At 46.6% G+C, this 11349-nt stretch carries 10 protein-coding genes, 1 tRNA gene and 1 pseudogene; 7 read left to right on the top strand and 5 right to left on the bottom strand.

The features are described from left to right. On the top strand, positions 1 to 937 hold a 937-nt coding region (locus tag ABGY95_RS08345), incomplete at its 5' end, for a pyridoxal phosphate-dependent aminotransferase (protein WP_347441224.1). Positions 938 to 1045: 108 nt separating this feature from the next. Then, positions 1046 to 1969: a ThuA domain-containing protein gene (locus ABGY95_RS08340; protein WP_347441223.1), complete on the top strand. Its 924-nt coding sequence runs from the start codon at positions 1046 to 1048 to the stop codon at positions 1967 to 1969. Positions 1970 to 1973: 4 nt separating this feature from the next. On the opposite strand, the gene queG is transcribed toward ABGY95_RS08340, so the two are convergent. Continuing rightward, entirely contained in the window at positions 1974 to 3005 is a 1032-nt protein-coding gene (gene queG, locus ABGY95_RS08335; protein ID WP_347441222.1) for a tRNA epoxyqueuosine(34) reductase QueG, read from the bottom strand. A gap of 169 nt (positions 3006 to 3174) precedes the next feature. Here queG and ABGY95_RS08330 point away from each other — a divergent pair. Together ABGY95_RS08330 and ABGY95_RS08325 are read left to right on the top strand one after the other, a co-directional pair. Then, positions 3175 to 3260 (top strand) — tRNA-Tyr (locus ABGY95_RS08330). 494 nt (positions 3261 to 3754) lie between these two features. Further along, positions 3755 to 4879 (top strand): aminoglycoside phosphotransferase family protein, encoded by a 1125-nt coding sequence (locus ABGY95_RS08325; RefSeq protein WP_347441221.1) that lies wholly within the window; start codon positions 3755 to 3757, stop codon positions 4877 to 4879. Between the two features lie 385 nt (positions 4880 to 5264). Here ABGY95_RS08325 and galE read toward each other — a convergent pair whose 3' ends face one another. The 4 genes from galE to ABGY95_RS08305 form a co-directional block, all read right to left on the bottom strand. After that, complete coding sequence (galE, locus tag ABGY95_RS08320; RefSeq protein WP_347441220.1) at positions 5265 to 6290, bottom strand: UDP-glucose 4-epimerase GalE; 1026 nt, start codon at positions 6288 to 6290, stop codon at positions 5265 to 5267. A gap of 104 nt (positions 6291 to 6394) precedes the next feature. Next, complete coding sequence (gene thrC / locus ABGY95_RS08315) at positions 6395 to 7684, bottom strand: threonine synthase (RefSeq protein ID WP_347441219.1); 1290 nt, start codon at positions 7682 to 7684, stop codon at positions 6395 to 6397. Positions 7685 to 7697: 13 nt separating this feature from the next. After that, positions 7698 to 8645 (bottom strand): homoserine kinase, encoded by a 948-nt coding sequence (locus ABGY95_RS08310; RefSeq protein ID WP_347441218.1) that lies wholly within the window; start codon positions 8643 to 8645, stop codon positions 7698 to 7700. A gap of 66 nt (positions 8646 to 8711) precedes the next feature. Further along, a complete protein-coding gene (locus tag ABGY95_RS08305; RefSeq protein WP_347441217.1) occupies positions 8712 to 9221 on the bottom strand; it encodes a septal ring lytic transglycosylase RlpA family protein in 510 nt (169 codons plus the stop codon). Between the two features lie 92 nt (positions 9222 to 9313). On the opposite strand from ABGY95_RS08305, the gene ABGY95_RS08300 reads away from it, so the two are divergent. The 3 genes and pseudogenes from ABGY95_RS08300 to ABGY95_RS08290 all read left to right on the top strand — a co-directional run. Beyond that, positions 9314 to 9937 (top strand): hypothetical protein, encoded by a 624-nt coding sequence (locus ABGY95_RS08300; RefSeq protein WP_347441216.1) that lies wholly within the window; start codon positions 9314 to 9316, stop codon positions 9935 to 9937. After that, positions 9934 to 10950, top strand: a complete 1017-nt coding sequence (locus ABGY95_RS08295) for a hypothetical protein (RefSeq protein ID WP_347441215.1) — start codon at positions 9934 to 9936, stop codon at positions 10948 to 10950. The genes ABGY95_RS08300 and ABGY95_RS08295 overlap by 4 nt, the downstream gene beginning before the upstream one ends. Beyond that, a pseudogene (locus ABGY95_RS08290) lies at positions 10947 to 11349 on the top strand (stilbene synthase); the annotation flags it as partial. The gene ABGY95_RS08295 and the pseudogene ABGY95_RS08290, both read left to right, overlap by 4 nt.

The raw sequence follows: 11349 nt of genomic DNA, 5'->3' as shown, positions 1-11349 counted from the left end.
TTCAGCGAAGCTCAAGAAAGAGAATAAACTCGATTACAGTGCTCGTCAGGTTGTAGTGAACAGTGGAGCGAAGCATTCCTGCATGAATGCTATCGTCGCAATGGTGGAAGAAGGTGACGAAGTTATCATCCCTGCTCCTTACTGGGTATCCTACCCTGAAATGGTACGTCTGGCCGGTGGAGTTCCAGTGATCGTCGAAACTAAGGAAGAAAATGGTTGGAAGCTGACTCCTGAGGAGTTCGAAGACAACATGACAGGCCTGACAAAAATGATCATAATCAACTCCCCAGGTAACCCTACTGGAGCAGTCTACACTGCTGAAGAGCTTAAGGCTCTCGGTGATGTTGCACTACTTGAAGACATTGTTATCTTATCTGATGAGATCTACGAGCATCTCATATATAATCAAGCTAAGCATGTCAGCATCGCTTCGCTGAGTAAGGAGCTCTATGACCTCACAATCACAGTGGGAGGTTTCTCAAAGGCTTACTCAATGACAGGTTGGCGCTTAGGTTGGATCGCAGCGCCTCAGCCAATCGCTGATGCAATTAGTAAGATTCAAGGACACACGACTTCTAATGCTTGTACATTCTCTCAGTATGGTGGACTAGCAGCACTTGAGCAGAAGAGTACTTTTGTTGATGATCTTCGTGCTGAGTACGATGTTCGTCGTCAGTTTATGTTGGCGCGTCTTCAAGCTATCCCGAACATCAGTATCGTTGAGCCTGAAGGAGCATTCTACTTCTTCGTGAACTGTGAGAAGCTCGGTATGAAGTCGGTTAATCTCTGTGATAAATTACTCAACCGCTACCGTGTTGCTGCAGTTCCAGGTATTGCGTTCGGTAATGACAATTGTATTCGCATTAGTTACTGCACGACTCTTGATGTACTCAATGAGGGCGTTTCCCGCTTTGAGGAATTCTGTCGCGCTCATTAATCCTGCTAAGAATTACTAAAAATTTCAAAATGGCACTCTTTAGTTAGAGTGTCATTTTTTTTGTTTAGGTCTGGAGGTTTGTTAAAAAATAAACTAACAGAGTAGACTATGAAATTCAAAAGTTTACCTCTACTAATGGCTGTGTCAGTAGCCACGACTGGACTAGTGGCGCTCAACGCAAAAGACTCGAAGTCTCATGCTCCGCTTTCCAAAATCGAAAAAGTAAAATTAGCTCTACCGAAAGATGTGGTTCAGCCTAAGGAAAGTAGAAAGCTTTTGGTGTTTTCGGTGACTCGTGGATACCGTCATCGCTCTATTGATCTGGGGAAAAAGGCATTGAAGATGCTGGGGGAGGAAACTGGGGCATTTGAAGTTGTGGTGAGTGATGAGCTTTCAAATTTTGAGAAAAATGAGATTGAGAAGTTTGATGCCATTTGCTTTTTGAATACAACAAATGAGGTATTCCAACCCAAGTTAGTGAAAGGGGTGACTCTCAGTAAAGAGGAGAGGTTAGAGGTGGATCGGAGAGAAAAGCGTTTGCAGAATAACCTGCTGGAATTCATAAAGAGCGGCGGAGGCTTTGTTGGTATCCATGCAGCGTCGGACACCTTCTATAAGTGGTCAGAATATGGCGTGATGCTTGGAGGTTACTTCGACGGTCATCCCTGGACATCTAAAACCGATGTGGTTATCAAAGTGGATGAGTCTGCGAAAGGTAATCCTATTGTGGCTTCGATGGGGGAGGAATCCCTATCCTTTAAGGAGGAGATTTACCAGCTTAAAGAACCTTATAATAGTAAGGAACTCGACATGCTTCTACGCTTAGACACTGAGAAATCTAATATGAAGGTCAAGGGGGTAAAGCGTAAGGATGGCGACTTCGGAGTTGGGTGGACGAAATCCTACGGAAAGGGCAGAGTGTTCTATTGTTCGTTGGGTCATAACGAGCATATCTACTGGAATCCTAAGGTCATGAGTATTTATCTCAATGGTATACAGTGGGCGATGGGTGACTTACAAATAAAGAAGTAGCAATCTAGTTACTTTTGTTTTGTAGTTCAGATATAGCCCATTGCGCGTGCTCGGCGATGAGGGGGTCATCGCCAGTAGCGTAGGGTTTTAGTAGCTCAATGTCGTCTGTCGTTCCTGTATTGCCAATTGCCACGCAGACATTACGAATGAATCGATTGTATTTTATGCGTTTAATTGGGGATTTAGCGAAGGTTTTACGGAATGAATTGCTATCCATATTGAGAAAGTCTCTCAACTTATGGTCAAAAATAGACATACGCGCATGTAGCTTGGTTTCTCTACTTAATTTGGCAAACTTGTTCCAAGGGCAGACCTCAAGGCAGACATCGCACCCATAGATGCGGTCGCCCATGAGGCAGCGTAACTCTATAGGAATGGCGCCTGCGTGTTCGATTGTGAGGTAGGAGATGCAACGGCGAGCGTCCATTTCTCGGGGGCCTGTGATTGCTTGGGTCGGACAGTTGTCGATGCAGCGAGTGCATTTCCCACAGTGGTCAGGTAGTGGATTATCAGGTTGTATTGCTAAGGTGGTGATCAGTTCGCAAATGAAGAACCATGTCCCGAACTCTCTGTGAATTTGTACCGTGGATTTGCCATTCCAACCAAGTCCTGCATCGCTTGCGAAATCTCTTTCTAGTATAGGGCCTGTATCAACATAGTAGCGTTGCTTGCCGCCCATGTCGGCTAATGCCAAATCGAAATCCTTTAGTTTTTCCTCAATGAGGTCGTGGTAGTCCTCATTCCATGCGTAGCGAGCAATTTTATAGTCAGAGTCATCGGCTTGTGAGCCTGGGAAATAGTTGAATGCGAGAGTAATAATTGACTGAGCCCCCTGTAAAACTTGGCCAGGATGCACTCTTTTGTCTTTATTTCTCTCCAGCCACACCATCTCTCCAGCGCAGCCTTGCTCAACCCAGTCAAGGTAGCGATCGGCATGCGTGGCACGCTTGACTCGAGCTATCTTGCAGTCAGAAAAACCTAATCTGTTGGCTATCAATTGGATGTTGTTTTTTGTTGTATCTGACGTTGGCTGCATTACTTCTTAAGTTACACCCACAAATTCTTCGGAATCAATAACCGAGAAAAATAATTCGTGAAAAGATATCTTTTTAGCTTGCAGAACTCTGGGGATCGTCCTAGAAGTTCCCCGCCCTCGAAAGGGGTGCTAACCGCAGAATCATACGTGATTCTAAAATTTCTACGATGGGTAGATGGCCGAGTGGTTAAAGGCGGCAGACTGTAAATCTGCTCACGTAAGTGTACGAAGGTTCGAATCCTTCTCTGCCCACCATTTTCTAGGAAGTTACATTGGGAGGTGTAACTTTTTTATGAGGGAAAGGGGTACAGCCATTTAGCTGTACCCCTTATTTATTTGACAGGTGTGAATTCAGCGAACGTCGTCCTTTTTTTACTCTGGGCATGGTTCAAGCCTAGATGGAGCTAATAGACTCGGCGCTTTCTCTTTTGGCAGCTGTAGGACGTGTTCTGACTGATTTTTAAGTGTTCGCAAGCCCGAGGGTGCGGCACCTGCTCAACGAGGTGGAGTTTGAGGATTTTTGCTATGTTTTCTGCGGAGACTCATTGTTTTCATTTACTCATTTTTTGTAGTTGGAGTATGCTCAATTGTCTGGGGGGGCTTGTCACACAGAATAGGTACGCGAGATTAGCCTTCTTTGTTCTCTCCCTATTTCTTTCATATGTTTTGAGTTGAAGCTTTGCATGAATCAGTTTCAAATGGTGGCTCAGCATACAACTTCTGTATTTATTTTGAGCCATAGCACACCCTTGTCAGATACCCTTAATTCAACCATTAAAGCAATCAGCCAGAAGTTCGCTATCTCTGGCTATTTTGTGGGGGGGAATGAGATAAAATCAGGTCATATCAATACGACATATATTGCGACTTACGCGCTTGATAGCGGCGAGAGACGGCGGTATATTTTTCAGCTTATAAACGAAAATGTATTTACCGACCCGCTTGCTGTGATGCACAACGTGGAGTGTGTGACACGACACATCAACAGAAAGGTTTTGCGCGCGAGACGGGACTTGGGGGGGCAAACGCTCAATCTATACTCAGCTAAAGGTGGGAGATCTTACGTAAAGGGAGAAGGTGGAGAAATCTGGCGATGCTACAATTTCATCGAAGGTTGCCATACCTATGATATTGTGGAAACCTCTCATCAAGCATACCAAGCTGCTCGTGCTTTTGGTTCTTTCCAAGATTTAGTTTCAGACATACCTGCCGAAGATGTATTGGAGACCATTCCAGACTTCCACAACACGCCGCGTCGATTTGCAAAGCTTATGCAAGTTATTGAAGCTGATCCAGAGGGGAGACTTGAGTCGGTACGAGATGAGGTAGCATTTGTTAAGAAGCGTGAAGCTCTGTGCTCTAGTTTAGTGAATCAGCTCGAGGCTGGAGAGTTGCCGCAGCGAATCACTCACAATGATACTAAATTAAATAATGTGATGATGGACTCAGAGACTGATGAGGCAGTGTGCGTTATCGATCTGGATACAGTCATGCCAGGCTTATCTTCGTATGACTTCGGTGACCTAGTTCGGACAGCTACCAGCCCCGCAGCGGAAGATGAAAAAGACTTGAATAAGGTAGAGATGCGTATGCCTATGTTTGAGGCCTTGGCTGAAGGTTACCTTGATGGTTGTGATTGCTTGACTCCAAATGAGATTGCAAATCTAGTGACGGGAGGAAAAGTCATCACCTTAGAAACCGGTATACGTTTCCTCACTGATTACCTAGAAGGCGACGTTTACTTTAAGACTGCATATGAGTCTCAGAATATCGACCGTTGTAGAACTCAGCTGAAGCTGCTTGAGTGTATCGAAGGCAAAGAAGATGCTATGCGAAATTTCTTGGCTCGAATAGCTAAGTCAAAACTGCCTTGATTTTTACCAAGTTGGTGCTCATAGCGGTATGGGCTTGAGTGGTGGCGTGGCCGAGCTGTATATCGCACATGTCGCAAATGGAACACTCTGAGCGGGTATACTCCCAAGTGGTTGAGTTTACCGTTTTCAAGAAGGTAGGTTCTGAAATAGAAGTTTTTCCTTCACCATAGGAATGACATTCTGAGTGACTCCATCCGCTGGCTAGAAGGATGAGGTTATGATGGGAGCGGATCGACTTTTATAGAGGCTCAGTAAGGTGGAAAAGGCAGCTCAGTCCGAGGCCTCCTCGGCGCAAACGTGTTTGTGTGAAATGGCCTGAGTGTCGGGGGGCACATATACCTATATTGGTTTCGATTCAATTATCGTCGAGTTAAATTTTTAATAGTTAGCTAGTTGAGATTTTTTTGTATCCATTTGGATTCATTGATTGCCATTTCCAGGCTGAATCTACCATGTGTTTGAGTCCAAGTTCTGCTGTCCAGCCGAGTTCAGCTTCGGCTTTATTAGTGTCACCAGTGACTTCTGCAATGTCACCACTGCGACGGGGGCCGACTTGGTAGGCTATTGAGTGCCCGCAAGCATCTTCAAAGGCTTTAACCATTTCGAGGACTGAGTAGCCTCTGCCTGTTCCGATGTTGTATATGTGCACACCTTTACTGGAGGCTAACTTCTCTATAGATTTAACATGCGCTTTGGCTAGATCGACGACGTGGATGTAGTCGCGCACGCCAGTGCCATCTGGGGTGTCCCAGTCGTCACCGAAGATGACGACTTTTTCTCTGATGCCCGCAGCAACTTGGCTAACAAAAGGCAGGAGGTTGTTTGGGTAGCTAGGATCTTCTCCGATGCGGCCGGATTCGTGGGCTCCGACTGGGTTGAAGTAGCGAAGAATTGCGATGTCCCAGTTCTCGGCGTGGGCAGTGTCTATGAGGATTTGCTCCATCATTGCTTTGGTTTGCCCGTAGGGGTTTGTGGCCTGTACTGGGGCGTTTTCAGTGACTGGGATGGTTACAGGGTCGCCGTAGACTGTGGCGGAGGAGCTGAACACTATTTTACGCACACCGTGGTTCTTCATCGCTTGGTAGAGGTTTAGTGAGCCGGTAATGTTGTTTGTGTAGTATGCTAGTGGAATTTCTACGGACTCGCCAACGGCCTTTAGTGCTGCGAAGTGGATGACGGAGTCAATGTCTGGTTCCAGAGTGAAAACAGCATCTAGAGCTTGGGTATCCATCAGGTTTATTTGGTGAAATTTTACTGTTCTCCCGCTCAGTTCCTCGATGCGCTTGATAGATTCGGCGCACGAATTGCAGAAATTATCGATCAAGACGAGTTCGAAGTCACCTTTGAGCAGTTCAAGGTTTGTGTGAGAGGCTATGTATCCTGCACCTCCAGTGATGAGTATTTTTTTCATGTATTAGGAAAAATCTTTTTTGGTTCAGTTGATTTGGTTATTTTGCTCGGAAAACTGGAGTAAGAAATAAAAAAGCTCAGTCATTTTTGACTGAGCTTTAATAATTAGAGAAACTTCTGAATTTCCTTTGGATCGTTACTAACTGGGTGAGCTACTTTGGGTAGTTCGGCTAAGCAGGCGAGCCGCTCGGGGATTTCAATTGAGTTCTTTCCTAGTTCTTCCTCCATGGTGGGGAGGAATTTCGATGGGTGAGCAGTTTCTAAGATGATGGTTTCATCATCCGGTGAGGCTTCATGCCAAATCTCAGCAGCGAGAACACCAACGGCGCCATGTGGGTCAATGAGGTATCCAGTTTGTTGTTTCACAGTGTTGATTGCCGCGCGAGTTTCTTCGTCATCGAAGGCGAGGCCAGAGATATTCTCACGCATGGATTCCCAATTGTTTGAAAACAGGTCTTTCATGCGAGCGAAGTTTGACGGAGCTCCTACGTCCATAGCATTTGAAATGGTTGGAGTGGATGGGAGTGGTTCGTAATTGCCGTCTGATAAGTAGCGAGGAACTGTGTCGTTTATGTTGGTGGCAGCGACCCAGTGGCGGACGGGGAGGCCTAGACGCTGAGCTAGCAAGCCTGCGGTGAGGTTGCCAAAGTTACCACTTGGGATGACAAACACGGGTTCAGTTCCTTCCTCAAGTTGACGGGCGGCATTGAAGTAGTAAAATGCCTGCGGGATCAGTCTAGCAATGTTGATTGAGTTGGCACTGGTGAGGTTATGCTTCTCCATCAAATCGCGATCGAGGAAGTTTGCTTTAACCATGGCCTGACAGTCGTCAAAGCTACCATTCACTTCTAGAGCTGTGATATTACCAGCTAGTGTGGTGAGTTGTTTTTCTTGGAGTTCGGATACGCCGCCTTTGGGGTACAGGATGATCACCCGTGTGCCTTCCACATTATGGAAAGCTGATGCGACAGCTCCACCAGTGTCGCCTGATGTCGCCACTAATACGGTAAGTAAAGAGTTATCTCCTTGAGTCAGATAGGACATAACACGAGCCATAAAACGAGCCCCAAAGTCCTTGAATGCTAATGTGGGACCGTGGAATAACTCCAGCACGTGGGTGCGTGGGGCTATGGTGACAATCGGAGCATCAAAGTTGATTGACTCGTCCACAATCTCGCGCAGGGCGCCAGCTGGGATGCTGTCGCCTAGAATTTGTTTCGCCACGTGGAAGCCCAGTTCCGACAGGCTCATGTCGCGCCATGTGTCCCAGAAACTAGCAGGGAGAGGCGAGATTTTTTCTGGCATGTATAGACCATTATCCGCTGGTAGTGAACGGATAACAGCTTCTTTTAGATCGACTCGGAGGTCTTTGTTGTTTGTTGAGTAAAATTGCATTTTAGGCTGAAAGTTAGGAAATGACGTGCACGCCTTGTTGGTTGATTGGCGAAACGTGTGGTTGATTATTGAGTCCTGTTTTGGTGAAAACATCGGATACAGCAGCCGCAACTTTTTTGGCTGTAGCCTCACCTTCGCATAGGGCAAAGACAGATGGGCCCGCGCCTGATACAGAGAAGCCTAAAGCTCCATTGGATATGGCGGCACGCTTTGCTGCGTAGAACTCAGGAATCAACTTCTGGCGGCGAGGCTCAGCGATTACGTCATGGATGGAGCGTGAGATCATGCCATAGTCTTCTTGGATTAAACCGCAAATGAGGCCACCGAGGTTACCAATCTGCTGGGTAGCATTTTCGAGTGGGATCTCAGCAGGGAGAATCTCACGAGCAACCTTCGTTAGTATCTCGATATCTGGGTGAACCACTGCTGCGTAGAGTTCCTTAGGAACAGGAATTTCTGCAATATCGAGCTCTTGGTTTGAGCGGATGAAGACGATGCCGCCGAGTAGTGAGGGGCCAACGTTGTCTGCGTGGTATGCTCCGTCAGCACTTGCTTCACCGGTCATAGCGAAAGGTAGAAGTTGCCTTTTCGAAAGTGGCTCACCAATGAGCTTGTTGACTGCATAGACGCCCGCAACTGCCGATGCGGCTGAGGAACCTAGTCCAGAACCGAAGGGCATCTTCTTGTGGATTTCCATCTCGATACCGCGATCGCTCATGCCTAGGTGGCGCAAGAGGTCGAGGGCTGCGACACCCGCGGTGTTGCCTTCGACGGTTTTGGGGAGTTTGCCGTCATCCCCCGTGATCTTGGTAATTCGGAGACCTGGTTTGTTGGAATGTCTTACTACAACTTCGTCACCAGGGGCGTTGATGGCGAAGCCGAGGACGTCGTACCCGCATGCTACGTTGGCAACGGTTGCTGGGGCGAATACGCGGACTTCTTTAGGCTCTTGTTTTACCATAGTTCCTTGCTCATAGCAGGGAACGGAAAAATGTCATAGTGCGATTTGAGTCATACTTTTCTGTGTCTAGAAAAAGAGGAAACGTTTTTTACGCTTAGCTTTACGTTTGTGCTTTCCATCGCCGACACTAATGACTTCGACTCTGACTTTTGTCAGGCCGTCTTGATGGAAGTCTAGTTTTTTAGCAGCACGAGGAGTGACATCGATAATACGGCCGAGGATGAAGGGACCGCGGTCGTTGAGTCGCATTTTGATAGACTTTCCATTTTGCAAGTTAGTGACCTCTACTTCACAAGGGAGTGGAAGGGTTTTATGGGCTCCTGAGATGTGCCATGGCTGGACTTTTTCTCCTAAGGATGTGTTCCCACGTTTAAATCCAAACCACTTTGATTCATCGTACCAAGATGCCTCGCCGACTTCACTATAGTTGAGCGCTTGGTTCACTGACATTGGTTGGTAATGCTGACCGCGAATGAAATACGAACGATTTATGTAGCCGCTGTGTCCAGAGGATGAGCCACAGGATGAAAAGAGTAATACGGTGAATGCAATAGTGAGAAATGCTAAGAGATGCATGGTTAGAGGTTAGGCTCCTGCAAGATTACTGTCACAGCGAAAAGTGAATTCGATTGCCTTTTTTCTAGTTGGGGTAATTCTGTCTTAAATTGATGATGCGTATAGTTGAACCTGAGATATTAGACTCGCTCAGCCCAGAAGACCCTGAGGCGAAACGGAGTCGTGCTGATTTACGTTTTATTAACACAATGATGGGTGGCGAGGCTTGGATCTTAAGAGAGCTAAAGAAGCTAGAAGGTGTGGAGTGTGTGGTTGAATTGGGGGCTGGAGAAGGGCTCCTTTCTTGCGCTATTAAATTGGCCTTTCCTGCAGTTCGAGTGCTTGCTGTTGATCAGGTTAGGTCGACAGAGAGAGTAAACGGAGGAGTTGAGTGGATTGAAGCAAATGTGTTGAGCGAGGAATACTCTGTCGGACCTAACACTGTAGTCGTAGCGAATCTGTTTCTGCATCATTTGGATAAAGAGGCATTATTAACATTGGGGACGCGTTTTTTGGGGGCTAAAGCCTTGTTATTTGCCGAGCCGTCCCGCAGTGCTTTTGCATTGTTTTGGGCTCGATTGATCTATCTCTTTGTTGGGCGCGTGACTCGTTATGACATGGTAGTTAGTATTCGTGCAGGCTTTCGTGAAGGGGAATTACCGGAGCTGTTATCCAACGGTTTTGAATGGAGTGAAACGGTGGGTTTTTTTGGGGGGATACGCAGCAAAGCTGAATGAAGAAGATTCAAATAACAGGCGGTGGATTAGCTGGGCTCTCTTTGGGGATTGCGCTGCGTAAGAATGGGGTTCCAGTCAAGTTGTATGAGAGGGGAGTCTACCCTCAACATAAGGTTTGTGGGGAGTTTATCTGTGGTGTGGAAAATTCAGTCCTAGAGACCTTGGGTATTCAAAACTGCCTAGAAGATGCCAAAATACACCAAAGATTAAGGTGGTGGGTGGATGGTGAAGTGGCTATCGATAAAGTGATGCCGCAATCAGCCAGAGGAATTTCTAGATATGTGTTAGATAAAAGACTTGCCGACCACTTTCAAAAATTAGGAGGGCAGCTACATACCAAGTCACGGATGAAATCGGATTATGGTGAGGGATTTGTTAGCGCTAGCGGTAAGATAAAATCCGGCCGAAAAGAATGGATCGGCCTCAAGTTGCATTTTTTAAAGGATGATTTAAATGGCCTCGAAATGCATTTGGGTAAAATGGGTTACGTTGGGCTTTGTGAGGTCTCTAATGGAAGAGTGAATGCTTGTGGTCTTTTTCAAATCAATTCTCAGGTTAAGGGGAAAGGGAGACAGTTATTTTTTAATTATCTCAGGAGTGCAGGATTGGGGTATCTAGCCGACATCCTGAATCAGTTAGAGTCTGATGGTTCCTCATTTTCTGCGACTGCAGGCTTTGCTTTAGGTCAGCAAGAAGCGCAAAAAGGTTTCAGTGTCGGAGATGCGCGGTATTTGATTCCGCCTTTTACGGGTAACGGGATGAGTATGGCACTGGAGTCTAGTGCCTTCGCTTTGGGGCCGTTATTAGCCTACTCAATGGGTGAAATAGCGTGGGATACAGCCCTCGCTGACTATCATCGTAAGCTGAAGTCTCAGTTTGGTAAGCGTACGGCATTAGCGGCAGGTATTCACCCATTGATGTTTAACCGCGTTGGAATAGCATCTCTCAAGCAGCTTTCAAAACACAATCTACTTCCCATTCCCTTTTTATTCACCCAACTCCGTACACCATGAAACTACTCTCAGTCGCCAGCGCATTTCCCGAATATTCATACACTCAGGCTGAGTGTCTCAGCGCTATGCGTGGTGCTCCTTTTTGGGGGCAGCTGAATAAACGCTCGCGTTGGTTACTTGAAAAAGTTTTATCTGGAAACAGTGGGATAAATAAGCGCCATTTTTGTGTCGATTCATTAGAACTGGCGTGGAGTCGTGATGCGCAAGAACTCAACCAAGCGTACGAAAAAGAAGCGCCGGCTTTGGCCTCTGACGCAGTGCGAAAGGCGTTGGCTAAATCTGGGATTGCTCCGGGTCAGGTAGACGCTCTACTTCTATGCTCGTGTACTGGTTTTTTATGTCCAGGGCTTAGTTCCTATGTTGCTGAGGAATTAGGATTACGCAGTGATGTGTTTCTTC

The sequence above is a fragment of the Rubritalea sp. genome (assembly GCF_039830215.1).
In the GTDB taxonomy this organism is placed as follows: Bacteria; Verrucomicrobiota; Verrucomicrobiia; order Verrucomicrobiales; family Akkermansiaceae; genus Rubritalea.
Note: the sequence above shows the minus strand (reverse complement) of the source record. Positions and strands in the feature narration are given on the sequence as shown.